Genomic DNA, 24,814 nt, shown 5'->3' with positions numbered 1-24,814 from the left:
CGCGGCGATCAGCGCCGCGGCTCGCCGCCCGGCGCATAGGCTGTCTTGCTCTCGAAACGGAACTTGTGGCTGCATTCGGTGCAGCGGATCATGTATTTGCGGGGATCGGTCGAGGAAAATTCCGTGACGAAGCCTTTTGGGAATTCGTCGACCCGGAAATCGCGGTTTCCCGCGCGCTTGTCGTCGGACTCGGAGACTTCCGCAAAACCCGAATGTCCGCATTGCGAACATTCGAGCTTGCGGGAATATCGATCGCGTGCCGCCATGCTCAGTCGAACAGGCTGGAAACCGAGGATTCCATCGCCGTACGGTTGATCGCCTCGCCAAGCAGGTTGGCGGTGGTGATGACGCGAATATTGTGGGCGGACTGCACCGCCGTGGTCGGCTGAATGCTGTCGGTGATGACCAGTTCGCGCAGCTTGGAGGCCGCGATACGGGCAACGGCACCACCGGAGAGAACACCGTGGGTGATGTAGGCCGTGACGCTGGTGGCGCCGTGCTTCAGCAGCGCTTCGGCCGCATTGCAGAGCGTGCCGCCGGAATCGACGATGTCGTCGATCAGAAGACAGTCCTTGCCGGAGACGTCGCCGATGACGTTCATCACTTCGGATTCACCGGCGCGTTCGCGGCGCTTGTCGACGATCGCCAGCTGGCAGTCGAGGCGCTTGGCGAGCGAACGGGCACGCACCACGCCCCCGACGTCCGGCGAAACGACCATGACGTTGTTCAGGTCGTAATGTTCCTTCACGTCGCGCGCGAGGATCGGCACGGCGTAGAGGTTATCGGTCGGGATGTCGAAAAAGCCCTGGATCTGTCCGGCATGCAGATCAAGCGTCAGGACGCGATCCGCACCGGCCTCGGTGATCAGGTTGGCGACGAGCTTGGCCGAGATCGGCGTGCGCGGGCCGGCCTTTCGGTCCTGTCGTGCATAGCCGAAATAAGGAAGCACTGCGGTGATGCGCTTCGCCGACGAGCGGCGGAAAGCGTCGATCATGATCAGCAGTTCCATGAGATTGTCGTTGGTCGGGAAGGACGTGGACTGAATGACGAAGACGTCTTCGCCGCGCACGTTCTCCTGGATTTCAACGAAGATTTCCTGGTCTGCAAATCGCCTTACGGAGGCTTTTCCGACTGGGACATTGAGATAGCTGCAGATCGCGTCGGCGAGATGCCGGTTCGAATTGCCTGCGAAAACCTTCATTGCGGTCCGCCTGTTTTGAGCTGGATGGGGGCCTTTTACCGTCGCTGCCCTCGAATGCAATAGAGTTTTCCACGCGGTCACCGTTTTTTATGAAGAAAGCGTGACTCTTGCCTTTTAGCCGGCGCGAGAACGACGCCAGCTCATATATTCCCGTATGGTCTTGTCGGCGATCGTCTCCATCACCGATGCCGGTACGGAGGCCCATGGGTCCTGTCCGCCGCCCGCGATGTTTTCCTGTCCCTGCATGCGATGAAGCCTTGCGCCGGATCCGTCGAGAACGTCCCAGACATAAACGATCGTTACCTTGCCCTCGTCGGAAAAGGCGGAGAAATAACCCTTGAGGATCTGCTCCGTACCGGTGTCTCCGGATGGACGGATCGTCAGGCCGGCTGCGCGCGCTTCCGAACCGAGGCGGCGGGACAGCGGTGTGACGGCCTGGACGGGAGCGCCGATGATCGGCAGGAAACGGACCGTGTCCGTGGTCGCTGCGGCTGGCGGCGGCGTGCCGGCCTGCTGCTGCGGTGCCTGCTGGTTGTGCGCAGGTGGATCATAGGCCGGTTGCTGGGCTGCTGTCGCCGGGCCCTGGTCGCCCCATTGCGGCGGTGGGCCGGAGGAGGCCGGCGAGGTGCCGTTTCCGGATTGCATCGCATCGGCCTGGGCATCGAGCGTGTTTTGCGGGCCGCGGTCGATGTTGCCGCTTTGCTGTGGATAGGAATTGGCGGCGCCAGAGGCTTCCGGCAGTGGTGCGCGTGCCATGCGCTCGGTATCTGCCTGGGTAACCGGCGTCGACGGGCGCCGGCTCGAACCAATCTCCATAGGTGGGGAGAGCGCATCCGACGTGTTGCACGAGGTAAGGACGATCAGCAGCAGGTTTGCGGAAAGCAGTTTTCCGAAAAGCCGCATCCGCCAGTCTCCTTCGCCTTCGTTCCGCCGGATGCAAGCTTACGGGCGCGGTTTCCGGCCTGTCAATGCGGGCGGTCCAACGCTGGGCAGTCAGCGTTGGATAAGGGAGAGGTCGTGACGCGAAAGGGACTGCGGAGCGCCATCCGTTGTCAGATAGGTCTGGCCGAGCGACATCGCCACGCCGCTGTCGGAATCCATGATGATCATGTGCACGAACAGCGTCATGTCGGGCAGGATCTCCTGGACATTGCCGAAGTGGAACATCTGGTGTTCCATCCAGGATGGCGAGAAACGTGCGCCGAGCGAATAACCGCAGGCATTCAGCCGGTGCCGGGACAGACCGCGTTCATCGAGAATCTTGGCATGGATGTCGAAGACGTCACCGAATGTATGGCCGGGACGCAAAACTTCCTCGATCGCATCGATGGTCTCGACGCAGGCCTTGTAGAGTTCCTTGTGTCGCATGGACGGTTCGCCGAGAACGATCGTGCGCATCATCGCGGCATGGTAATGCGCTGCGGCGCCTGCCCATTCGAGCGTCAGCTGATCGTTTGCATCCAGCGTGCGGCGGCCGGATTTGTAACGGCATAGAAGCGCATCCTCGCCGGAGCCGATGATGAATTCGTTGGCGGGATAATCGCCGCCGCCGGCCAGGATCGTGCCCTGCATGGCGGCAAGGATCGCGGCCTCGTCGCCACCTTCCTTGATCAAGGGGAGTGCCGCATCCAATGCGTCGTCGGCCAGTTCCGCGGCGCGCTTGGCATAGGCGATTTCGGCCGGGCTTTTGACGAGGCGCAGGCCGCTCACCAGATAGGAGGCATCGCTGATCTGGCCGAAGGTCATCAGCTGGCTGTCGAGCAGGCGGGCGACGCGGCCGGTCATGCCGTGCGTGTCATATTCGACGCCGATCCTGGCGCCGAGCAGATCCATCTCGCTCAACAGGTTCTTGAGGTCGAGGGTCGGATCGGCATTCACCCGGTCGACCCAGATCACGACATTCTCAATCACCGAGGTCTGGCGCGCCTGGCGCAGGTCGGCCGAGCGAGTGAGCAAGGTCATCGAGCCGTCGGCCTTGACGATCAGCGTCTGGAAAAAGCAGTAGCCGAACGTGTCATAGCCGGTCAGCCAGTACATGCTTTCCTGCGCAAAGAGCAGGATCGCATCGAGCTTCTCTGCCTTCATCTTTTCCGTCAGGCGTTCAAGCCGCGCGGAATATTCCGTTCGTTCGAAATGCAGGGCCATATCAATCCTCCCGAATTGCGATTGCCGAGATCTGCCGGCCGTAATCCGGCTCTTTGGCATGAGTGGTGCGGCGGTAGGAATAGAACCGCTCTTTGTCCGGATAGGTATCCATGTCGAGGTTTTCCGCCGTAACGCCTGCTGCCTTCAGCCGGCTGATCATCAGCGAGGGCAGATCGAACATCGAATGTCCGGCATTTTTCGACGGGCTGAAGAAGGCGGCATAGGACGGATCGGTGGCGAGGAACCGCTCGACGAATTCCGGTCCGACCTCGTAGCTCTCGGGCCCGATCGACGGGCCGAGCACAGCGGTGATCTTTTCCCGCTCGGCGCCGAGCGAGATCATCGCATCGATCGTGTTTTCGAGCACACCGGTCAGCGCACCCTTCCAGCCGGCATGGGCGGCGCCAACGACACCGTTTTCGGAATCGGCAAACAGGATCGGGCCGCAATCGGCCGACAGAACGCCAAGCACGATGCCCGGTACCGAGGTGACCATGGCATCCACCTGCGGCCGTTCGCCGTCATAGGCCGAATCGACCACGGCGACATCGGGCGAATGGACCTGATGCACGGTCGCGAGCTTTTCGGGAGCAAGTCCGAACCAACCGGCGACGCGGGCGCGGTTTTCCAGCACATGGTTTCGGTCGTCATTGGAGCCAATGCCGACATTGAGGCCGGCATAGATTCCTTCAGAGACACCGCCTTCGCGGGTGAAGAAACCATGGGCGATACGCGGTCCGGCCTTTTGCGACAGGAGAGGGCTCTCGATCGGCGTCGGCGAGGTCTTTTCCTGCATCGGCGTGTCTATCCCTATGATTTGTTGAGATTTTTGGCGGGCGTCAGAATGCCGCCCGCAGGTTCGATCTGGCGGGAGATTGGCGCAAGGGGAGGCGTTGTGTCAATCCGGGTATCAGCCCGAGTATCAGTCCACTGGCCGGAAAGGCATGAGATTGAGGGCCGGGCTCGAGACGGCGATGACCTTGAAAAGCTCGCCCATCTTGCCCGCACCTTCGCCGGCCAGACGGTCAACGGCCGCCGCGATCAGGCGCTGTTCGGCATGATCCTTGTCTCGTGCCAGCACCGAGGCGCGTTCGGAAAGGCCAAGGCCATAGAGGAATTCGCCCTGCCGCAGGCCGCCGTTCAAGTGGATGCCCGCCGAAAGCGCGACCTTGGCAAGATCCTCGAAATCGACATGGCTGGTCAGGTCCGCCTCGCCGGGATGCGCCAGTGGCGGATCGTAATCGTGGTCCCGCACGGCCTGAAGGGTGTCGCCGAAACCGGTGACCATGTGACCGTAATCGATGATCAGAGCGGAGCCGCCGGTTTCGCGCAGTCTTTCGCACATTGCCTGCATCACGGCCTGGCGGGCCGGGGCAAATTCGAAAATCGTCCGGTCGGGGATGTTGGTGATCGGAGTGGGCAGGATGGCCGGATCGAGCGTTGCGACGCCCGTGGTGAAGGCGAGCTCGTCATCGGCATCCAGGCCGACCATCCGTTCGCGGAAGGCCGACTGGAACTTGATGAACTGGCGGATCGGGATCGCGTCGAACAGCTCGTTGGCGGCGATCAGGGTAAAGCCGTCCGGCACGTCGTCGAAGCTCGCATGCCAGGAGATCTTCGTCGAATAGGCCTCGAGCGTCACCCGCTGGGCGCCGCGCAACCTCTCGCTGGTCTCGACCAGATGGACGTGCAGGCCTTCGAAGAGAGGTGGCGCGATGCGTTTGATGACGCGCAGCATGTCCGTCATCATCGTGCCGCGACCGGGGCCGATTTCGACCAGTCTGACATTGTCGGGCGAGCCGTGGCGCTGCCAGGCATGGACCATGAAGATGCCGACCATTTCACCGAACAGCTGGCTGATTTCCGGCGCGGTGATGAAATCGCCATGCCGGCCAAACGGCTCGCGGGCTTGATAATAGCCGTGTTCGGGATCGGCGAGGCACAGGGCAAAATAATCCGTGACGCTGATCGGGCCGTTCATCCGGATCAGAGCCTTGATCTTTTCGGCGAGAGGGGTGCTTACATGAGGGGTGCCCAAATGCGCCTCCATCTAAGCCTTTGCCGCTGCCATACGAGCCCTGACAATTGCCCAGAGGCCGATGGCGATCATCGGCAGGGACAATATCATGCCCATCGTCAGCCAGTTGGTGCCGAGCAGATAGCCCAGCTGGGCATCCGGCTCGCGGAAGAATTCGACGAAGATCCGGCAGAGCGCATAACCACAGACGAATGTGCCGGAGATCACACCCGGCACTTTCAGCGCCCGGAAACGGAAGATCATCAGCGCAAGGACCAGAAGAAGCACGATGCCTTCGAGCCCTGCCTCATAAAGCTGGCTCGGATGACGAGCGAAGGGACCGCCAGTCGGGAATACGATTGCCCAGGGCATGTCGCTGAGGCGACCCCAGAGTTCACCATTTATGAAATTGGCGATACGGCCGAAGCACAGGCCGAGCGGGACGACGGCCGCGACCGTGTCGAACATGCTCCAGACCGGGAGCTTGTTGCGGCGGGCAAACAGGATCATCGCCAGCGTCGCGCCGATCAGGCCTCCATGGAAGGACATGCCGCCATTCCAGATTTCCAGCGCGCGGATCGGGTTTTCCATCACCGACGGCAGATCGTAGAAAAGCACGTAGCCGGTGCGGCCGCCGAGCACGATGCCGGCGGCGATCCAGACGAGAAAATCGTCGAGATTGGCGGCCGTCAGCGGCGCCTCGTCCTTCGGCCAGAGCGAAGGTCTCGCGATCAGCTTGCGGGCATAAAACCAGCCGAGCATGATGCCGGCAACATAGGCCAGTCCATACCAGTGGACTGCGAGCGGCCCGATAGAAAATGCGACCGGATCGATGTCCGGGAACGGGATGAGAGCAAAAAGATGAAGGGCTTCGTACAAGTTACTGTTGTCTCACCAAAAACAGAGGTCTCATTGCGGCTCTTGTCCGCGCCTCTTTGGGCGGAACATGCCGTTGTGCTCATTCGCGGTCAAGACGAATCTGACGGGGCTTAAGTGCTAACGGTGGATGACGCTTGCAAGGATGCGCGGCAGGCCCTACTTGCTTGTTTAATGGAGCTGGAAGCCCCATGATTTTCATGGGGCACGGCTTTTTTAGGGCCATGTTGCCGCGACCGACGGAGATGAACCAATGTCAACCGGAACGAACCGTATTTTTGACGATTTTGCGCGTCTGATGACCGATGCTGCCGGCGCTGCCCAGGGTGTGCGCAAGGAAGTGGAGACCGCCTTTCATGCGCAGGCCGAGCGTTTCCTGAACGGCATGGACATCGTCAAGCGCGAAGAGTTCGAAGCCGTCCGCGAAATGGCCGCCCGTGCCCGCGACGAGAATGATGCATTGAAGGCGCGGATCGAAGCGCTCGAAGCCAAGCTCGGCAAATAGCCGAGAATCGCAGTGATGCGGATCACTGCAATCTGCTTCTTCATATCGGCCGCCTGCTCATGAGGCGGCCATGGATTCGGCCTTCCGGCCGTGTCCCTTTGCGAGACAGGACAGCCGATCGGGCGTCCTTCGCGTTAAGGTGCCGTTAAAAAATCACACCCTGTGGACACTCCCAAAAAGACCAGTGTCCAGAGTCGGTTAAGCACCCCTTCTGATCTCCCACAAGAACAGCTTTCGGCCTCAATCCACGAAAATCAGCCCATCGGGGGATGGTACTCAGACTCCGTCTAGCTACACTGATTTTAAAGGATGATTCGAAACGGGCCGGTAAGCTCCAGACAGGGTAACAGCGTTATTCTGGCGGCGTCGGGCGATCATCTAAATAGTATGTCTCCGGTAATTGTTGGCGCGTTCTCGCTCGAATTCGCATTCATTCCGGTCAAAAAGGTGCCGCATGAGCCTCATGGAATTTGAAATTGAGCGTCAATCGAACCCGGTCGACATGATCGAGTTCGTCGCTGCCTCGAACGACTGGACGTTCGAACGTTCCGGTGAAGACGAAATCGCCATGACGGTTGGCGGCCGCTGGGCCGACTACCACGTCTCCTTTTCCTGGATGGAAGAGTTTGAAGCACTGCATCTTGCCTGTGCCTTCGATCTTCGCGTCCCCGATATCCGCGTCAACGAAGTCATTCGCCTTCTGTCGCATGTCAACGGTCAGACGCTGATGGGCCATTTTGACCTGTGGCGCCAGGAAGACGTTGTCATCTTCCGGCAGTCGCTGCTGCTTGCCGGCGGTGCCGAACCGACCAATCAGCAGGTCGAAGTGCTGCTTTCGAGTGCGCTCGATGCCTGTGAAGCCTATTATCAGGCGTTCCAGTTCGTCGTCTGGTCCGGCATGGAGGCCAAGGCCGCCATGGATGCCGTCCTGTTCGAAACGGTGGGCGAAGCCTGATGTCTGCAGATTTCGGAACGGTCATTCTCGTCGGTGCCGGCAATATGGGTGGCGCTTTGCTGTCCGGATGGCTGAAAAACGGAGTACCGGGCAAAAACGTGACGGTGCTCGACCCGTCACCTTCCGAAACCATGAAAAAGATGATCGCCGATGCCGGCGCTCGTCATTTCACGGCTCTGCCGGAAGGGATGTCGGCCGATATCCTGTTCCTGGCCGTCAAGCCGCAGGCAATGGATGTCGTGCTTCCGGCCGTAAAATCTGCGGCCGGCGAAAAGACGGTTGCCGTCTCGGTCGCTGCAGGCAAGACCCTTGCCTATCTCGCATCGCATCTCGGTGAGATCGGCATGGTGCGCGCCATGCCGAACACGCCGGCTATGGTCGGCCGCGGTGTGACCGGCGCCTTTGCCAATTCCAAAGTCAGCGGCGCTCAGCGCGATGCCGTGCAGGCGCTGCTCGCCGTCAGCGGCCCGGTCGAATGGGTAGCGACGGAAGCCGATATCGATGCGGTGACCGCCGTTTCCGGCAGTGGCCCTGCCTATGTCTTCTATCTCGTCGAATGCATGGCCGAAGCCGGGCGCAAGCTCGGGCTGCCGGCCGATCTTTCGATGCGCCTTGCGCGCGAAACCGTCGCTGGTGCCGGCGAGATGCTCTATCAGTCGTCCGAGGAAGCCTCGAAGCTCCGCCAGAACGTCACGTCTCCGGGCGGCACGACGGCGGCGGCACTTGGTGTGCTGATGGCGGACGATGCGATGCAACCGCTGTTCGACACGGCGCTTGAAGCGGCGCGCAAGCGTGCGGAAGAACTGGGAAGCTGAGACGGCATGGCTGAAGAGATTACTTATGCCGACTTCGAGAAGGTCGACATCCGCGTCGGCACGATCGTCGAGGTCGAAACCTTTCCCGAAGCGCGCAAGCCGGCCTTCAAGCTGAAGATCGATTTCGGGCCGGAAATCGGCATCAAGAAATCTTCGGCGCAGATCACCGTGCATTATACGCCGGAGACGCTTCTCGGCCGTCAGGTCCTCGGCGTCGTCAATTTTCCGCCGCGCCAGATCGGGCCGTTCCGATCGGAAGTGCTGACGCTTGGTTTCGAGGATGAAAATGGTGCGATCGTGCTTGCCGCGGTCGAGCAGGGCGTGCCGAACGGCCGCAAGATGATGTGATATCTTCCGGCGGAGAGGTTATCCGTCAGCTGGAAATATAGTCGGCCCGCCGCCGGGCGGCACGGTTCGCTACAGCGAAACAGACCTGGCTCAGCAGACAGGCGACCACAACGACGCTCGAAGCCGTCAGCGTGTGGTCTTCGCCCAGGCCTGCAAGTGCGGTGGCGATTGCGCCGACCGCCATCTGGAAAAATCCATAAAGACCCGAGGCTGAGCCCGCGACGCGCGGATTGACGCTGATCGCTTCGGCCAATGCTGCCGGTGACGCAATGCCGCCGCCGATCGTGTAGATAAACATGGGCAGCATGACGGTGATGACGGTCAGGTGACCGGTCATGGCCGTGACGAGCAGGTAGAGGGCAGCGGCGAGGCTCAAGATGTTCGAGCGCAGCAGTTTGGGGACGGATACCCGGCCGGCGAGGCGGCTGGCGATCAGGCTTCCGAGCCAGTAGCCGAGAATGAGGATGCCGAGATAGATGCCGATCTCGTGGCTCGGCCGGTTCAGCTGGGTGCCGAAGATGAAGGGCGCCGCACTGACGAAGGCGTAGAAGGATGTGGTGGCGCAGCTGCCGCCGATCGCATAACCCAGAAATGCCGGCGTCCGCAGCAGGTTCAGATAGTTTTTCAGAACCAGACCGGCTGTCTGGTCGGCCGTCTTGCGAGCGGTTTCAGGCAGAAGTTTCCAGGTGAGCAGGCTGTTTGCGAGGCCGAGCAGACAGAGGAAAACGAAGATCGACCGCCAGCCGGCAATATCGCCGAGAATTGCACCGAGAACCGGCGCAAAACCCGGGCCGATCGTCACCATGAGGTTCATCAGCGCCAGCCGGCGCGTCGCCTCTTCGGTGGTCGAGGTGTCGCGCACGACGGCACGGCCGATCACCATGCCGGCGCAGCCGCCGAGCGCCTGCAGAAGCCGGGCGCCGAGCAGGGTGTGAATGTCGGGAGAGGCAAGCGCGATCACGCTGGCGACAAGATAGACGGCAAGGCCGGCGAGCAGGACAGGGCGACGCCCGTGCCGGTCGGAAAGCGGGCCGTAGAACAGCTGGCCGCAGGCAAGGCCCAGAATGTAGAAACTGATCGTCAGCTGCATCTGCGCCGGATTGGCGTCCAGGGATTGCCCGGCAAGCGGCAGGACCGGCACGAATATGTGCATGGCAAGGGTGCCGCTGAAGGTGATCAGTGCCAGCAGCCAGAGAGGTGGTATGGGCCTGCCGCCCAGTACATTCGGTTTTCCGTCAGTTTGCTCCGCGTCTGCCTTTTGGGGCATGGCGGCCTGCAGGGTATCAGTCATCCGTATCGCTACCCGGTTCGGCGAGGCGCTCGAAAATCTGCGTCAGCACATCGAAAGTCGTCTTGAGGGCCTCGTCGTCGATACCCTGCAGGAGTTCGTCGCGCACGGCGCGAGAGGCTGCCTCGACCTGTTCGATCACGTCATGCGCCGCCTCGGTCAGGTGGATCGTTTTTACCCGCCGATCCGAAATCTCGTCACGGCGTTCGATCAGCCCGCCGGCCTGCAGGGCGTCGAGCAGACGCACGACCGACGAATTGTCGAGTGTCAGCGCGGCTGCCAGATCCTTCTGGCGCATCGTCGTTTTTGCGCGCGACAGGTAAAGGAGGGGGAGCCAGGTCGCTTCGGTCAGGCCGAAGGGGCGCAGGCGCAGATCCAGCCTGCGGCGCCACTGGCGTGCGATCTGGGCAATAAGCTGTCCGACATTTTCGCGGGCGGGAGAATTTGGCAAATCGATGGTACCCTAATATTTGGTATTACAGCTATCTTGCAGTGGTAGCGCTGTAAAGCCGCCGGCATATCAGAACGGTACGATCACCGTGAGATTGCGGGTTTCCCGAGTCTGTTTTCTGGGCCTGATTATGCCGGAATGCGGATCACGGCGCGCAGGCCGCCCTGCGGGCTTTCGTCGAGCGTGACGTTGCCACCATGGGAGCGGGCAATGTCGCGCGCGATCGCCAGACCGAGGCCGGTGCCGGAGGCGTCGAGATTGCGAGCCTCGTCGAGCCGGTGGAAGGGCTTGAACACGTCCTCGCGCGATTCCGGCGGAATGCCCGGACCATCGTCATCGAGTGTCAGCGTCAGCCATTTGGCGCTGTGGCGGGCGTCGATATTCAGCGATTTGGCGTACCGGTCGCTATTGGCGACGAGATTGCCGAGAAGGCGGTTGAAGGCGTTGGGGCGCACCGCGATCTCGTCGTCACCATCGATCGTATATGTCAGCACCTTGCCCTTGAGAGCGAAATTGGTGCGGAATTTTTCGAGGAGTTCGCTCAGGAACAGCTGGCCGAAATCCTCCTCTGCCTCGCCCTTGGCGAAGGCGAGATAACCTTCCAGCATGGACTGCATATCGTCGACATCTTGGCCCATGCCGGCAAGCTCGGGCTTGTCGCCGGCCAGTGCCAGTTGCAGCTTGAAGCGGGTGAGGATGGTGCGCAGGTCGTGGCTGATGCCGGCCAGCATCGCTGTGCGCTGCTCCATCTGGCGTTCGAGGCGCTCGCGCATCTGGATGAAGGCAAGGCCGGCACGGCGGACTTCATCTGCGCCGCGTGGCGAAAAGCCTTCCGTCTTCTGGCCCTTGCCAAAACTTTCGGCGGCGCGGGCAAGCATCAGGATCGGGCGGATCTGGCCACGCAGGAAGAGGATGGAAATGACGACAAGCACGAAGGCGGTGCCGACCATCCAGATCAGGAAGATATGGGTGTTGGATGCGTAAGTGGAGCCGCGGCGGGCGAAGACACGCAGAACCCGATCGTCGAACTTGACGCGGATCTCGACGAGACGGCTGTCACCGACGGTGTCGATCCAGAAGGGCATACGGATCTGGCGGGTGATCTGGTCGGCAAGAATGTCGTCGAGGATCGCGAAAAAGGGGCGGGGACGCGGCGGCGGCAGTTCGCCATTCTCCTCAACGGCGATCGTCAGGTCGAGCGCGTCGTCGGCAATCTTCGTGATCTGGTCGTAATTGCTGTCCTGCGGATAGTCCTTGATCACCTGGATGATCGCCGCGATATCGCGGATCGTGCCTTCCGATAGACGTTCTGTGACCATGCGCCAGTGGCGTTCCATGAAGACCGCCGCAACGACGGTCTGCAGCAGCAGCATGGGCAGGATGACGATCAGCAGCGAACGGGTGTAAAGCCCGGTCGGCAGGCGGCGGCGCAGCCAGCGCGTGAACGGACGCCAGCCCGGAAGGCTCAGTCGCGCCGCATCGCGTTTCAGCGTCTCGAAAAGTGCCATCCTGCCGCCTGTCCGCTGCCTTTCCTCGTCAAGAGCAATCTATGCTCAGCCTGTAGCCGATGCCGCGTACCGTCTGCAGATAGACGGGGTTTGCCGGATCCTCTTCGATCTTACGGCGCAGGCGGTTGATCTGCACGTCGATTGTCCGCTCGCCGACATCCGTATCGTCGCCAATCAGTTCGTGGCGCGGGATCGTGTCGCCGGCGCGTAGGGCAAACAGCATCATGATCTCCTGCTCGCGGTCGGTCAGGCGGATCGTCTCGGCGGCCTTGCGCAATTCCTTGCGGGGAATGGAGAAGGTGAAGGGCCCGAACATGACCTGTTCGATCTTCGGCGCGTCGGCCGAGCTGCTGCGCCGCAGGATATTGTTGATCCGCAGCACCAGTTCGCGGGGATCGAAAGGCTTTGACAGATAATCGTCGGCGCCGGCCTCAAGTCCTGCGATCCGCGATTCCGCCTCGACACGGGCGGTCAGGAGAATGACCGGGATGGTCTTCTTCTCATAGAGCGACTGGGTGAGGGACAGGCCGGATTCGCCCGGCATCATAACGTCGAGAATGATCAGGTCGAAATGCAGGCCTTCGAGTTTTCTGCGCGCCTCGGCGGCATCACCGGCGACGGTCACGCGAAACCCCTGGTCCATCAGGTAGCGGTTCAGGAGATCGCGGATACGCGTGTCGTCATCGACAACGAGCAGGTGCGGCGCATCATCTGAGGGGGGCTGTTTCGTCATCTCAAATGTCCTTTGCGCTAATCGAGATCAACTGCAGGAATTTCAAGGTTCGGATCGCGTCCGCGCATGCGTTGCAGGAAGGTCCTGACATGGTCGCGCATTTCCGGTGTGAAATTTTCCATGGCGCGTGCGATACGGACCGATTGCGGCTCACAAAGGGCAAGAGCGAGTTCTCTTCCCGCCAAAGTGGGATAAAGGCGACGCTGGCGGCGATCCTTGGCACCGGCCATCTGCCTGATATAGCCAAGCTCGATCAACTTTTTCAGGACGCGCGCAAGGCTCTGCTTTGTGATCTGCAGCGTGTCGAGGAGATCGGCGACCATCATGCCCGGATTGCGGCAGACGAAATAGACGACGCGGTGATGCGCACGCCCCATGCCGATCTTCGCCAGGATGGCATCCGGATCGGAAACGAAGTCGCGATAGGCGAAGAACAGCAACTCGATCGATTCGAAGTCGATCTGCGCCTCGTCGACCGGCGGCATCTGCGGCAGGGCCTTCTTGACGGTCTTTCCCGTCGGGGCAAGCGACACTCCGGATTCCTTTCCGCTGTTGCTGTCATTGCAATGGCTTAAACTGTTTAGCGCAAACGCGATGCTGTGTCGCCCGCGATAAAGCGTGTGCCCCCGCAACAATCAACAGTATTTGTCGAAGTGCGTTATCAGGTTTTGCGCGCGGTAAAGCCAAGTCTGGCAAGTTCATACAAGAGCGGTTGTGCACGCCGCGATAAACAATGTGGCGGAACTTTTGGGTTCCAGAGCCATTATCGTCGCCAGAGAGAGTGGAGAATACCAATGACCGCGCACACCTATTCCGCCATCCCGCCGATCGAGCTTAACCGTTCGAACGAGACGGCACATCCGCTGCGTCCGGTCTTCATTACTGTGATTGCGTTGAAGATCGTCGTTTCGGCATTTCTGATCGCCACCGTATCGCTCGCACCGCCCGTTTCCGCTGAAACGCGTTACATGACGGTCGCCTCGAACTGATTTTCCAACGAGGCTGCCGTTTTGGGCTGAAACGGTGGTAGATTGCCGCTATATCCTCGGCAGAACTCTGATCGGAGCCGAGGTTTCATGGGTAAGTTGCAGGCCGGTATCGTTCCGGTGACACCATTCCAGCAGAATTGCACCATTCTATTCGACGACGAGACGATGGAAGGTGTGGTGATCGATCCGGGCGGCGACGTGCCGGCCATTCTGGAGGTCGTCAAGCAGAACAGCATCAATCTCAAGGAGATCTGGATCACGCATGGTCATATCGATCATGCCGGCGGTGCCGACGAATTGCGGGAAGCACTGTCGATCCCGGTGATCGGGCCACATGAAGACGATGTTCCGCTGCTTGCCAAGCTGGAAACCCAGGCCGGGATGTTCGGCGTCAAGATGGATGTCCGCAACCTCGTGCCGGACCGCTTTCTGAACGAAGGCGATACTGTTTCATTCGGAAGCCATGTGTTCGAAGTATTTCATTGCCCCGGCCATGCCCCTGGACATGTGATCTTCTTCAATCGCGATCATTCCTTCGCGCATCTCGGAGATGTATTGTTCAATGGATCGGTCGGACGGACGGATCTGCCGGGCGGGGATCATGATACCCTGATGGCATCGATCCGCGACAAGGTTTTGCCGCTCGGAGATGAAATCGGTTTCCTGTGTGGGCACGGGCCGGGCAGCCGTATCGGCGATGAGCGCCGAACCAATCCCTATCTGCGCGGTCTCTAGAACAACTCCGCTTTTCTTCGAAACGCGAAATTGCTCTATCTCTTTGATTTGACGCAGTTCCGGACGCAAAACCGCTACGCACTTTTGCTGGAACTGCTCTAAAGGCTGGCGCGAAAAAAGGTCAAAAAAAACCCGGCATGACTGCCGGGCTCCAACGCGATCGAACGCCGTTAACGGCTCAACCGGCAATCTGCAAGTTGACGGCCTTGGGGCCTTTGCCACGACGATCCGGTTCCGTGTCGAAGCTTACTTTCTGATTTTCAGTCAGTCCGGACAGGCCAGAAGCCTGGACGGCAGAGATGTGGACAAAGATGTCAGCGCCACCATTGTCAGGCTTGATAAAGCCGAAGCCCTTATCGGTATTGAAGAATTTTACAGTGCCAGTTTCGGCCATGCAGCAGGTCCTTTTCTCTCTGTCCGTGTTCAGCGGCGGACAGCATCACAGTATTGCCCGTGTGGGCGGCGGCAGGCAGTTTTAAGAAAGGGTCCCTGTCTTTACCGCGGTAAACTGGCAGCAATATTTCATGAAATTCGCCCCAAGTCCCCCGCCCGAAGTTTTGGCGCCTTCGGAACGCATCATTATAGGTCTTCCCATGCTCGTAAATTGCCCGAACTTGGACAGAGTGCTGTGTTTATCGAAAATTGGCAAGAAAAAGTTTTTTAACGTAATGCCCGAAATGGCGGCGGAAAATTTTTAGAAGCACTGGAAATGCTGGCTTTGCGTCCTTTCGGGAAAGTCGCCGAGGCGATGGATCGCCAGCAATGTTTCGTTAACCCTCAACTGTCCCGACATGAAACACATGATGTGGCCAAATATTGATGACCACATCCATAGCGCGTGCCAATGCTTGCGGCGCGCGCAATTCAGGATTTTTCGCGTCTGTCAGAGCAATCCGGAATTGCGTTTTCCGAAGGCCCTGGCGCGCTTCAAAGGCGAGGGGGCGGGTGCCGACAGGGTGCGTGTGAGGGGGCTGGCGGGCGTATCGGGTATTTCGAAGCGTGATGTCGTGTGCAGGGCCGAAGACGTTTGCACCGGTCTTTCCGGAAAGGTCTGGTCGAAGGAGGTCGGTGCCAGTTCGGGCCTCGCGAGCGCGTAACCCTGGATCAGCGAGACGCCGAGATCCTCGCAGGCCTCGACCTGCCATTCTTCTTCCAGACCTGCAATGATCGGCTCTATGCCGTCATCGAGCATTTGCTGGACAATGACGCGGAGCAGGGCGGTGCCTGCCTGATTGTCGAGAAAATCGCGCACCCAGCGGGGTTCGAATTTGACGTAGTCCGGGCGGATGCGCTTCAGCAATTCCAGGTCCGACTGGCCGGCGCCATAATCGTCGATGGCAACCATGAAGCCGATATCGCGCATATGGGTGATGAAGGCGGCAATCGTATCCTTGTCGGCCTGCACGCTTTCGCGGATCTCGCAGACGATCCGCTGGACGCCGAGGCCTGCTTCATGGCTCGCAAGCTTGATGCGCTCCACTTCCTGACGCATCTCGAGCGGGGTGCGCACGATGCCGGGCTGGAATTTTACGAAGATCTTTGCCTGGCTGCGGTTGAGCCGGCCGGTATTGAGAATGTGAATGGTTCGGGCAATGCTGTCGATCGCCGCGATGTCCTGTCCGTCCACCAGAGCGAAGAAATCGCCAGGCGCGACCGGTTCGTTATCGCGCGTCGTGCGCACCAGTCCTTCAAAGGCTTCGATCTGCAGAGCCTGGCCGGCGACTGACCGAAAGACCGGCTGCAGGGCCGATTGCAGGATGAACGGTCCATAGGCCGTCGAAAAGGAGCCGTCGTCACGGCGTATCAGGTTTGCGAATATGCTTTTGGGCGTCATGTCCGTCGCATCTCCCGTCATGGTCGTAAAGGTTGTACCAAGTGCCGGTTACGCGGATGTAAACATCGCATTGAAGCTTTTAATCAGCGACATTGATGGAACACATTCACCGTTTCCGCTTGAAACCTGTGATGTCATTCGACATACAGCTTTGCGGCGGATGAGCGCGCGCCTCCGCCTTGTTGAACAGCCCCATTGTCAATAGCCTCTAGGACCCCAGACATGGCCTTTCTTGCTGACGCCCTTTCCCGTGTGAAGCCCTCCGCGACGATCGCAGTTTCCCAAAAAGCTCGCGAGCTGAAGGCGAAAGGCCGGGATGTCATCGGTCTTGGTGCCGGCGAGCCGGATTTCGATACGCCGGGCAATGTCAAGCAGGCGGCCATCGACGCGATCAACCGCGGCGAAACCAAGTACACGCCGGTTTCCGGCATTCCGGAACTGCGCAAGGCGATCGCCGCCAAGTTCAAGCGCGAGAACGGCCTCGACTACGACTGGCAGCAGACGATCGTCGGCACCGGCGGAAAGCAGATTCTTTTCAACGCCTTCATGGCAACCCTGAACCCGGGCGATGAAGTCATCATCCCGGCACCCTACTGGGTTTCCTACCCGGAAATGGTGGCGATCTGCGGCGGTACGCCGGTCGCGGTCAACACGACCCAGGAAAACAATTTCAAGCTGACTGCCGCCGAGCTCGAAAGCGTCATCACGCCGAAGACCAAGTGGTTCATCTTCAACTCGCCGTCCAACCCGACGGGCGCTGCCTATAGCGCCGCCGAGCTGAAGGCGCTGACCGATGTTCTCCTGAAGCATCCGCATGTCTGGATCCTGACGGACGACATGTATGAGCATCTGACCTTCGGCGACTTCAAGTTCGCGACCCCAGTCGAAGTCGAGCCAAAACTCTACGACCGCACGCTGACCATGAACGGCGTTTCCAAGGCCTATGCGATGACCGGCTGGCGTATCGGTTATGCGGCCGGCCCGCTCGAGCTGATCAAGGCCATGGACATGATCCAGGGCCAGCAGACCTCCGGCGCATCGTCGATCGCCCAGTGGGCTGCCGTTGAAGCACTGAACGGTCCGCAGGATTTCGTTGCCAAGAACAAGGCGATCTTCGAAGGCCGCCGCGATCTCGTCGTCTCCATGCTCAACCAGGCAACCGGCATTGTATGCCCGAAGCCGGAAGGCGCCTTCTACGTCTACCCGTCCTGCGCCGGCCTGATCGGCAAGACCGCACCGTCGGGCAAGAAGATCGAGACGGACGAGGACTTCGTTTCCGAACTGCTGGAAGCGGAAGGCGTTGCCGTCGTGCACGGTTCGGCCTTCGGCCTCGGCCCGAACTTCCGCATCTCCTACGCGACCTCGGAAGAACTGCTGGAAGAAGCCTGCAAGCGCATCCAGCGTTTCTGCGCCAATTGCCGCTAATAGCGTTCTGAACTGATCATCAAAGAGGCCTGCCGGTGACGGCGGGCCTTTTTCGTTGATAGACGCCCAGATTGACCGTTTCCCGAGGCGGGCTTACATTTCGGGTATGAAAACCGTTTCGATCCGTGAAGCTCAGGACCGTTTTGACGAACTTGCCCAGGATGTGGAGCAGGGTGAGACGGTGACGGTGACGCGTGACGGAAAACCGGTGTTTGATCTTGTGCCGCGCTCTTCGGAGCACAAGGTAGAGCCGGCTAAAGGCGGATACGATCCGGAGGCTGGTGAAGCTTATCTGAGATCAAAAGGTATCGTCAGAACCGAGGGTTTTATCTCGGATGATTTCGACGACCCGTTGCCGGAAGACTTCCTGTTGAGACCTTTGCCGTAAAATGCGATTGCTGCTCGACACCCACGTTGTCATAGCAATGGCCGATGGGCGCTTCGAAATCGAATTTCCAAAAGTTCGGCGATTGTTGATCGAGAAGCAAGCCTATGGCTTTGCCAGTGTGGCGAGTTTGTGGGAGATCGCAATCAAGTCCCGTCTTGGCAAGCTCAAGACGGAAATCCCGGTTTTACAGATACCGGAATTTCTGACGTCATCCGGCATCGCTATTCTTGCCGTGGATGTTCAGCACGTCATTACAGCAGCCGATCCCGAACCTCCGACGAAAGATCCGTTCGACCGGCTACTCCTCGCCCAATGCCAGGTCGAAGGCCTGCAACTGGTGACGATCGACCGCGCGCTTGCCGATCACCGGCTGGCTTTCCGGTTCTGAAGCCAGCCGCGAGTAGCTCTGCCTGATCAGGCCTTGGTCAGCTTGACGATGCTCGATCCGCCGCCACCGCGTTCCTCCGTCACTGCATAAACCGCACCGTCCGGCCCGACCTTGACGTCGCGAATGCGGGCGTCGAGCGGGATGCGCTCCTCGGTCGCCACCTTGTCTCCGTCCATATGGAGGACAACCACCCCCTGGCTGACGAGGCCGCCGATCAGGAAGGCGCCTTTCCATTCGGGAATGGCGTCGGCACCGTAATAGGCCATGCCGGAGGGGCCGATCACCGGGTCCCAGTAATAGATCGGCTGTTCGGTGCCGGTCTTGGCAGTCAGACCCTTGCCGATCGGTGCGCCGCTGTAGTCAATCCCGTATGTGACGTTGGGCCAACCATAGTTCTTGCCGGCTTCCGGGCGATTGAGTTCGTCGCCGCCGCGCGGGCCGTGCTCGACAGTCCAGAACCGGCCTTGACCATCGAGCGTGGCCGCCTGCAGATTGCGGTGGCCATGGGACCAGATTTCCGGCCTCGCACCGTCGCGGTTCAGATGGGGATTGCCCGGGAAAGGCTTGCCCTCCATGTCGATGCGAAAGGTCTTGCCGAGGCCGCTGGCAAGATCCTGGGCCTGTACCCGCGGCTGGCGGTCGGATCGCTCGCCGACCGTCACATAAAGCTCGTTCTGCGGGCCGAAAACGAGACGGGAGCCGAAATGCTTGTTGCCGTCATAGGTCGGCATCTGCCTGAAGATCACCTTGAGATTATCCAGCCTGCCGCCGCCATTTCCGTCAGCCGCGAGTTTCGCCGAGGCGACGGAGGTGCCGTTTCCGCCATCGCGCGGTTCCGAGAATGAAAAGAAGATTTTGCCCGAGGTCTGAAAATCAGGCGCCAATGCCACATCGAGCAGGCCGCCCTGGCCGCCGGATGCGACCTTCGGCACGCCTTCGATTTTCGGACCGGGTTTGCCGTCCTTCGCGACGATATGCATCGCGCCTTCCTTGGCCGTGACCAGCATGCGACCATCGGGGAGAAATTCCATTGACCACAGGTTCGGCAGATCCCTTGCCACGACCGCGGTTGTGACCTTTGTTGTCGCGGCCGGTTGCCGCGCGCGGGTCTGGTTGGCGAAGGCGGGTTTCTGGTCGCGGGCATTGGGAGCCTGCGTTTCAACCGATGTGCCTTGCGCCTGTGCAAGGGCCAGTCCGGATATCGGGCCGGACATAAAGGCGGCGCCAAGGGCCGTGCCGGCGAGAAGGATAAGGGGGCGTTTCATGATCGTCTCCGCATCTATCGAGCGCATCCATGGTGATGCGGATCATGTAGTGCGGCAGCCTCCGGGTGCCGAACACGGGGCGTTCAAGATTTCTTTATTGGTAGGACTTCAGGCCGCCACGGCTGTGTCGGCCTGTTGTTAAACTGATTCAAGATGCCTCTGCATGGTGCTGAGGCAGAACGGTTTTCAAAGCCCGATCATGGTCAGCATGACGAATGTGGCGAAGAGCACGAAATGCGTCATGCCTTCGATCGCATTGGTCTGTCCGTCATTGAGGTTGATCGCGGCAACGACGAGCGTGATCGCCACCATCACCGTCTGGACCGGGGTCATGGCCATGATGAACGGCTGGCCTGTATAGAGTGCAATGCCCTCCATCACCGGCACGGTAAGGATCACGGTCGAGAGCGAAGCGCCCATGGCGATGTTGACGACGGACTGCATGCGATTGCGCAGGGCTGCGCGCATGGCGGTCAGGATTTCCGGCGCGGCGGAAATCGCGGCGACAACGACCGCGGTCAGCGCCACCGGCGCCCCGGACCCTTCCAGGCCCGTTTCCATGAAGGCCGACATGAATTCGGCGAGGAAACCGATGATCAGGACACCGACAAGAATGATGCCGATCGAAACGGCGGCGGAATCGTCACCCGCTTCCGCGGTCGGGGTCGTGGTGGTCGCCGTCTTCGGCGTGCGCGGATAGCTGTAGCTGAAGAAATAGCTGTGCGGCCCGACCTGCATTTTCAGGAAGACGCCGTAGAGGGCGATCATGGCAGCGATGGTGAAGGCGGAATAATAGGTCCAGCGGTCGTCGGGCACGAATTCCGGCACGATCATCGAAATGCCCATGGCCGTCAGGATCATCACGCTATAGGTGCGGCTGGAATCGTCGTTATAGGGCTGTTCGCCGTGTCTCAGGCCGCCAAGAAGGGCGGCAAGGCCCAATATGCCGTTGATATCGAGCATGACGGCGGAATAGATCGTGTCGCGCACCAGGGTCGGCGAAGACGAGCTGCCCATCATGATCGCGAGGATCAGCACTTCCACCGCGACGGCCGACAGGGTCAGGATCATTGTGCCATAGGGGTCGCCGACCTTGTGGGCCAGCACTTCGGCATGGTGGGCGACGCGGGTCGAGGCGAGCACGATGACTGCGATAAAGATGACGGCCGCAACTCCCGATGCCATCTTTCCGGCCTCAAGCACCGAATGCTCCGCCACAAATCCGAGAATGACGACGGCGAGGGCGATGAGGAGAAATTTCTCTTGGGCGAGGCGGGCGGACAATGTCACGGGTGGCGGCTCCTGATTGGTGATTTCAGATCTAAAGCAATCGGCGCCGTCATCAAGGAACTCTGCCGATCTTTCCAGGGTTTGCGGTCGGGCGCCTTTGATGACATTATCGTTTCGTGGTTTGAACTTCGCGGCGCCGCGCTCCTTTCTCAAGCGTCGCCCAGGATCAGCAAGATCGAAGCGGCCACGGAGACGACAGGAGGTATCATGACCAAGATTGTCTACAAGATCGTGCCGCATGACGGTGGTTGGGCGTACCGTCAGGGCGATGTCTATTCCGAGACTTTTCCGACCCATTCTGACGCCCTGCAGGCGGCGCGCATCGTCGCGGCCGAGCAGCAGGTCGGCGGCGAGCCGGAAGAGATCAGCTGGCAGGACGACAAGGGTGTCTGGCACAGCGAGCACAGTGATGGCGGTGATCGTCCCGAAGCGGAAGTCGTGGATGGCGACGGAGATGCTGCGGTCGCGCGGTAGGTTTCAGGCCCGCAGATAGTTCAGGAGGCCGCGCACCAGCGCATCGAATGTCACCCGCCAGCGGGGCGCCGACCTCAGGTTTTCATGCATGGCCACCCAGGTGTCGAGCGGCAGGCTCAGATCATCAGGGAGAATTGCGACGAGATCGGGATCGCGTCGGGCGATGCCGGCTTGGCAAAGGCCGATCCCGACGCCGCCACGGATAGCGGCAAGCTGGGCCAGATTGCTATCGGTCCGGTAGCTCCAGGCAATGGTTTCCACATCGGGAAACGAAGGTGCAACGGTGCGGATGCGTTCGGCGGCCGCGCGGATGAAGGCCGTATGGCGATCGAAGCCGATCAGCCGGTGGCCCTGAAGCTCATCGATGTTTTTGGGCATTCCATGACGATCGAGATAACAACGGTGAGCAAACAGGCCGATCGGGATTTCACCGATATGGCGCGCGACAAGCGCATCCTGGGAGGGCCGTGTCATGCGCACGGCAATATCCACCTCGCGGCTCAACAGATCCTCCAGCGCGTCAGAAAGCGACAGCTCGATCTCCAGCCCGGGGTGTTCATCCTGCAGGGTGGCGATGATCGGCGGCAGAACCTCGACGCCAATCACGTCACTTGCGCCGATCCGCACGGTGCCACGGATTTTCCCGTGTTCGGCCGTCACTATACGCCGCATCGCGGCGGTCGTCGTCTCCAGCGTCTCCGCGTAAGGCTTTAGCGCCGTCGCCTGTTCCGTTGGCAGCAGGCCTTGCTGGGAGCGGGTGAACAGCTGGCAGCCGAGTTCGCTTTCCAGAGCATCGATATGCCGCCCGAGCGTAGGCTGGGTCAGGCCAAGCTCGCGGGCCGCGGCCGAAAGCGTGCCGGTCCGCAGGACGGCCAGAAAGCTGCGATAATAGTCCCAGTTCTCATTATTCATTTTTGTATATCATGTGAAATTATTACGCCAATTCCGTATATCAAGGCATCGCGCAATAATCCAGTCATCGAAAGCGACAAGCAGATGGAAGGATCCTGCGATGAATAATGAGATGGAAAAGACCGGCATTGCCCTCGTGCTTGGTGCAACGGGCGGCATTGGCGGCCATGTGGCGCGCGGGCTCGCCGAACGCGGCTGGACGGTGCGGGCGCTGAACCGCAATGCCGAGGCTGCTGCCAGCCGCGAGCCGCTGTTCGACTGGATACAGGGCGATGCCATGTCGGCAACAGATGTCGAGCGCGCCGCCGAGGGCGCCTCTCTGATCGTTCACGCGGTCAACCCGCCCGGCTACAGGGACTGGGACAAGCTGGTCCTGCCGATGCTCGACAATACGATTGCCGCGGCACGCCGCAACGGTGCACTCATTCTCCTGCCGGGCACGGTCTACAATTACGGGCCGGAAACCTTCGCCGATATTTCGGAAGACAGCCCGCAACTTCCGGTGAGCCGCAAGGGTGCAATCCGGGTGGAGCTTGAAAGGCGGCTGGAAGAGGCCGCCCAGGGTGATGTGTCGGTTCTGATCGTCCGGGCAGGGGACTTTTTCGGGCCGCGTGCCGGTGGCAGCTGGTTCAGTCAGGCACTGGTCACGCCGGGCAAGCCTGTCACTTCCGTCAGCCGGCCGAGCGGGAAGGGCGTCGGCCATCAATGGGCCTATCTGCCTGATCTTGCCGAAACCATGCTGCGGCTTGTCGACCGCCGGGCAGAACTTCCCCGTTTCGCACGGTTTCATTTCGACGGGTTTCGCGATCGCGATGGTACGGAAATGGTCGAGGCTATTGCCCGCGTCGCCGGGCGCCGCCCCAAGGTCAAGGCTTTTGCCTGGTGGATGCTGAGGCTTGCCGCCCCCGTCGTCCCGATGTTCCGCGAGATCGTCGAGATGCGTTATCTCTGGAGCCGGCCAGTCTTCCTGCGCAATGACAGGCTTGTCGCGTTTCTTGGCGAAGAGCCAAAAACGCCGATCGACGAAGCGGTGCGGGCAACGATGGCCGATCTTCGCTGCCTATGAAAAAAGCCACGCCCGGTTCTGCCGGGCGTGGCTTTTGTTCTGTCGGTCCGACAATCAGGCGACGGCTTCGAGCGTCGGGTAATCGGTATAACCGGTTGCGCCGCCGCCATAGAGTTTCGAAGCATCGAGTTCGTTAAACGACGTTGCGCCGGTCTTGAAGCGTTCGACGAGGTCAGGATTGGCGATGAACAGCTTGCCGAAGGCGACGGCATCGGCATAACCGCTGGCGATTGCCTGTTCCGCCGTGTCCTTCGTGTAGCCGTTATTGACCAGCCACGCGCCGGTGCCGCCAGCCTTGCGATAGATGTCCTTCAGTTCATGGTAGTCAAAGGGCTTGTCGCCCTGGGTGAAGGCCCGATCACCGCCGGTTGCGCCTTCGACGACATGGATGAAGGCGAGGCCGCGCGAGCCGAGCTTTTCGACCAGGTAATTGAAGACAGCCTGCGGTTCGGTTTCGACAATGTTATTGGCAGGCGTGACCGGCGAGATGCGGATGCCGACCTTGCCGGCGCCGATTTCTGCTGCAACCGCATCGACCACTTCAAGTGCGAAACGGGCGCGGTTTTCGATCGAGCCGCCATATTCGTCAGTGCGCTGGTTGGCGCCGGACTTCAGGAACTGGTCGATCAGATAGCCGTTCGCGCCATGGATCTCGACGCCGTCAAAACCGGCTTCGATGGCGGCACGGGCACCCTTGGCATAATCTGCGACAACGCCAGCGATTTCCGACTTGTCGAGGGCGCGGGGTTCGGAGGTTTCGACGAAGGCGCCGCTGCCGTCCGGGTTGATGATATAGGTCTTGCTCTTGGCCGGAACGGCCGAAGGGGCGACCGGAGCGCCTTCATTTGGCTGCAGCGAGACGTGGCTGATGCGGCCGACATGCCAGATCTGGGTGACGATCTTGCCGCCCTTCTTGTGCACGGCGTCGGTCACCTTCTTCCACTGCTCGACGGCCTGCGGGGCGTAAAGGCCCGGAACGTCGGCATAACCCTGGCCCTGCTGGGTGACCGGCGTGCCTTCGGTGATGATGAGGCCGGCGGATGCGCGCTGCTCGTAATAGGTGACGTTGAGATCGTTCGGGATCGCCTTGGGCGAGCGATTGCGCGTCAGGGGCGCCATGACGATACGGTTTGAAAGTTCGATGTCGCCGAACTTGACTGGATCAAAAAGGCTGGACATGCAGTTTCCTTCGATTTTCGTTGAGGA

General features: G+C 60.4%; 29 protein-coding genes. 11 read left to right on the top strand and 18 right to left on the bottom strand.

What is annotated here, in order from left to right; translation table 11 throughout:
* Window positions 1-8: 8 nt before the first annotated feature.
* From FHW37_RS12890 to lgt, 7 genes are all read right to left on the bottom strand, one after another.
* Window positions 9-266: a hypothetical protein gene (locus tag FHW37_RS12890; RefSeq protein WP_145636937.1), complete on the bottom strand. Its 258-nt coding sequence runs from the start codon at window positions 264-266 to the stop codon at window positions 9-11.
* Between the two features lie 2 nt (window positions 267-268).
* Window positions 269-1,201, bottom strand: a complete 933-nt coding sequence (locus tag FHW37_RS12885; protein WP_145636934.1) for a ribose-phosphate pyrophosphokinase — start codon at window positions 1,199-1,201, stop codon at window positions 269-271.
* A gap of 114 nt (window positions 1,202-1,315) precedes the next feature.
* Window positions 1,316-2,104, bottom strand: coding sequence for a hypothetical protein (locus FHW37_RS12880; RefSeq protein WP_145636931.1), 789 nt, complete (start codon window positions 2,102-2,104; stop codon window positions 1,316-1,318).
* Window positions 2,105-2,194: 90 nt separating this feature from the next.
* Entirely contained in the window at window positions 2,195-3,346 is a 1,152-nt protein-coding gene (locus tag FHW37_RS12875; protein WP_145636927.1) for a M24 family metallopeptidase, read from the bottom strand.
* A gap of 1 nt (window position 3,347) precedes the next feature.
* Window positions 3,348-4,142: a peptidoglycan editing factor PgeF gene (gene pgeF, locus FHW37_RS12870; RefSeq protein WP_145636925.1), complete on the bottom strand. Its 795-nt coding sequence runs from the start codon at window positions 4,140-4,142 to the stop codon at window positions 3,348-3,350.
* Window positions 4,143-4,268: 126 nt separating this feature from the next.
* Complete coding sequence (locus FHW37_RS12865; protein ID WP_246690788.1) at window positions 4,269-5,327, bottom strand: class I SAM-dependent methyltransferase; 1,059 nt, start codon at window positions 5,325-5,327, stop codon at window positions 4,269-4,271.
* Window positions 5,328-5,396: 69 nt separating this feature from the next.
* Window positions 5,397-6,242 carry a prolipoprotein diacylglyceryl transferase gene (gene lgt / locus FHW37_RS12860; RefSeq protein WP_145636919.1) on the bottom strand — a complete coding sequence of 282 codons (846 nt, stop codon included), beginning with the start codon at window positions 6,240-6,242 and terminating at the stop codon, window positions 5,397-5,399.
* A 250-nt stretch (window positions 6,243-6,492) separates the two neighbouring features.
* Between lgt and FHW37_RS12855 the strand changes: the two genes are divergently transcribed.
* The 4 genes from FHW37_RS12855 to FHW37_RS12840 all read left to right on the top strand — a co-directional run bounded on the left by FHW37_RS12855 (window position 6,493) and on the right by FHW37_RS12840 (window position 8,862).
* Entirely contained in the window at window positions 6,493-6,744 is a 252-nt protein-coding gene (locus FHW37_RS12855; protein ID WP_145636916.1) for an accessory factor UbiK family protein, read from the top strand.
* A 454-nt stretch (window positions 6,745-7,198) separates the two neighbouring features.
* Window positions 7,199-7,699 carry a YbjN domain-containing protein gene (locus FHW37_RS12850; RefSeq protein ID WP_145636913.1) on the top strand — a complete coding sequence of 167 codons (501 nt, stop codon included), beginning with the start codon at window positions 7,199-7,201 and terminating at the stop codon, window positions 7,697-7,699.
* Window positions 7,699-8,514, top strand: a complete 816-nt coding sequence (gene proC / locus FHW37_RS12845; protein ID WP_186458241.1) for a pyrroline-5-carboxylate reductase — start codon at window positions 7,699-7,701, stop codon at window positions 8,512-8,514. Before FHW37_RS12850 ends, proC begins: the two co-directional genes overlap by 1 nt.
* A gap of 6 nt (window positions 8,515-8,520) precedes the next feature.
* On the top strand, window positions 8,521-8,862 hold the full coding sequence (locus tag FHW37_RS12840; protein WP_145636907.1) for a tRNA-binding protein: 342 nt from the start codon (window positions 8,521-8,523) through the stop codon (window positions 8,860-8,862).
* A gap of 25 nt (window positions 8,863-8,887) precedes the next feature.
* Here FHW37_RS12840 and FHW37_RS12835 read toward each other — a convergent pair whose 3' ends face one another.
* From FHW37_RS12835 to FHW37_RS12815, 5 genes are all read right to left on the bottom strand, one after another.
* Window positions 8,888-10,153, bottom strand: a complete 1,266-nt coding sequence (locus FHW37_RS12835) for a multidrug effflux MFS transporter (protein WP_145636904.1) — start codon at window positions 10,151-10,153, stop codon at window positions 8,888-8,890.
* Window positions 10,146-10,601: a MarR family winged helix-turn-helix transcriptional regulator gene (locus FHW37_RS12830; protein ID WP_145636900.1), complete on the bottom strand. Its 456-nt coding sequence runs from the start codon at window positions 10,599-10,601 to the stop codon at window positions 10,146-10,148. The genes FHW37_RS12835 and FHW37_RS12830 overlap by 8 nt, the downstream gene beginning before the upstream one ends.
* 128 nt (window positions 10,602-10,729) lie before the next feature.
* Complete coding sequence (locus FHW37_RS12825; protein ID WP_145636897.1) at window positions 10,730-12,109, bottom strand: ATP-binding protein; 1,380 nt, start codon at window positions 12,107-12,109, stop codon at window positions 10,730-10,732.
* A 28-nt stretch (window positions 12,110-12,137) separates the two neighbouring features.
* Complete coding sequence (locus FHW37_RS12820) at window positions 12,138-12,842, bottom strand: response regulator (RefSeq protein WP_145636894.1); 705 nt, start codon at window positions 12,840-12,842, stop codon at window positions 12,138-12,140.
* A 17-nt stretch (window positions 12,843-12,859) separates the two neighbouring features.
* Complete coding sequence (locus tag FHW37_RS12815) at window positions 12,860-13,327, bottom strand: MarR family winged helix-turn-helix transcriptional regulator (protein ID WP_145638022.1); 468 nt, start codon at window positions 13,325-13,327, stop codon at window positions 12,860-12,862.
* A gap of 309 nt (window positions 13,328-13,636) precedes the next feature.
* Between FHW37_RS12815 and FHW37_RS12810 the strand changes: the two genes are divergently transcribed.
* Entirely contained in the window at window positions 13,637-13,831 is a 195-nt protein-coding gene (locus FHW37_RS12810; RefSeq protein ID WP_145636891.1) for a hypothetical protein, read from the top strand.
* An 87-nt stretch (window positions 13,832-13,918) separates the two neighbouring features.
* On the top strand, window positions 13,919-14,566 hold the full coding sequence (locus FHW37_RS12805) for an MBL fold metallo-hydrolase (protein WP_145636889.1): 648 nt from the start codon (window positions 13,919-13,921) through the stop codon (window positions 14,564-14,566).
* 178 nt (window positions 14,567-14,744) lie between these two features.
* Here the strand turns inward: FHW37_RS12805 and FHW37_RS12800 are convergent, their stop codons facing one another.
* Entirely contained in the window at window positions 14,745-14,960 is a 216-nt protein-coding gene (locus tag FHW37_RS12800; RefSeq protein ID WP_128442587.1) for a cold-shock protein, read from the bottom strand.
* Window positions 14,961-15,449: 489 nt separating this feature from the next.
* Window positions 15,450-16,400, bottom strand: coding sequence for an EAL domain-containing protein (locus FHW37_RS12795; RefSeq protein ID WP_145636886.1), 951 nt, complete (start codon window positions 16,398-16,400; stop codon window positions 15,450-15,452).
* A gap of 222 nt (window positions 16,401-16,622) precedes the next feature.
* On the opposite strand from FHW37_RS12795, the gene FHW37_RS12790 reads away from it, so the two are divergent.
* The 3 genes from FHW37_RS12790 to FHW37_RS12780 all read left to right on the top strand — a co-directional run bounded on the left by FHW37_RS12790 (window position 16,623) and on the right by FHW37_RS12780 (window position 18,601).
* Window positions 16,623-17,825 carry a pyridoxal phosphate-dependent aminotransferase gene (locus FHW37_RS12790; protein WP_145636883.1) on the top strand — a complete coding sequence of 401 codons (1,203 nt, stop codon included), beginning with the start codon at window positions 16,623-16,625 and terminating at the stop codon, window positions 17,823-17,825.
* A gap of 106 nt (window positions 17,826-17,931) precedes the next feature.
* The gene (locus FHW37_RS12785; protein WP_145636880.1) at window positions 17,932-18,213 is read left to right on the top strand and encodes a type II toxin-antitoxin system Phd/YefM family antitoxin; all 282 of its coding nucleotides are present in this window, start codon (window positions 17,932-17,934) and stop codon (window positions 18,211-18,213) included.
* 1 nt (window position 18,214) lies between these two features.
* The gene (locus FHW37_RS12780; RefSeq protein ID WP_145636877.1) at window positions 18,215-18,601 is read left to right on the top strand and encodes a type II toxin-antitoxin system VapC family toxin; all 387 of its coding nucleotides are present in this window, start codon (window positions 18,215-18,217) and stop codon (window positions 18,599-18,601) included.
* A 26-nt stretch (window positions 18,602-18,627) separates the two neighbouring features.
* Here the strand turns inward: FHW37_RS12780 and FHW37_RS12775 are convergent, their stop codons facing one another.
* Together FHW37_RS12775 and FHW37_RS12770 are read right to left on the bottom strand one after the other, a co-directional pair.
* A complete protein-coding gene (locus FHW37_RS12775) occupies window positions 18,628-19,866 on the bottom strand; it encodes a PQQ-dependent sugar dehydrogenase (protein WP_145636874.1) in 1,239 nt (412 codons plus the stop codon).
* A 186-nt stretch (window positions 19,867-20,052) separates the two neighbouring features.
* Complete coding sequence (locus FHW37_RS12770; protein ID WP_145636870.1) at window positions 20,053-21,156, bottom strand: calcium:proton antiporter; 1,104 nt, start codon at window positions 21,154-21,156, stop codon at window positions 20,053-20,055.
* A gap of 207 nt (window positions 21,157-21,363) precedes the next feature.
* Between FHW37_RS12770 and FHW37_RS12765 the strand changes: the two genes are divergently transcribed.
* Window positions 21,364-21,630 carry a DUF2188 domain-containing protein gene (locus FHW37_RS12765; RefSeq protein ID WP_145636867.1) on the top strand — a complete coding sequence of 89 codons (267 nt, stop codon included), beginning with the start codon at window positions 21,364-21,366 and terminating at the stop codon, window positions 21,628-21,630.
* Between the two features lie 3 nt (window positions 21,631-21,633).
* Here FHW37_RS12765 and FHW37_RS12760 read toward each other — a convergent pair whose 3' ends face one another.
* Entirely contained in the window at window positions 21,634-22,542 is a 909-nt protein-coding gene (locus tag FHW37_RS12760) for a LysR family transcriptional regulator (protein WP_145636865.1), read from the bottom strand.
* Window positions 22,543-22,642: 100 nt separating this feature from the next.
* On the opposite strand from FHW37_RS12760, the gene FHW37_RS12755 reads away from it, so the two are divergent.
* Window positions 22,643-23,608 (top strand): NAD-dependent epimerase/dehydratase family protein, encoded by a 966-nt coding sequence (locus FHW37_RS12755; RefSeq protein WP_145636863.1) that lies wholly within the window; start codon window positions 22,643-22,645, stop codon window positions 23,606-23,608.
* A 54-nt stretch (window positions 23,609-23,662) separates the two neighbouring features.
* On the opposite strand, the gene FHW37_RS12750 is transcribed toward FHW37_RS12755, so the two are convergent.
* Complete coding sequence (locus FHW37_RS12750; RefSeq protein ID WP_145636860.1) at window positions 23,663-24,787, bottom strand: alkene reductase; 1,125 nt, start codon at window positions 24,785-24,787, stop codon at window positions 23,663-23,665.
* Window positions 24,788-24,814 lie beyond the last annotated feature (27 nt).

The sequence above is a fragment of the Neorhizobium alkalisoli genome (assembly GCF_007829835.1).
In the GTDB taxonomy this organism is placed as follows: domain Bacteria; phylum Pseudomonadota; class Alphaproteobacteria; order Rhizobiales; family Rhizobiaceae; genus Neorhizobium.
This window is presented reverse-complemented; position numbering and strand designations above follow the sequence as displayed.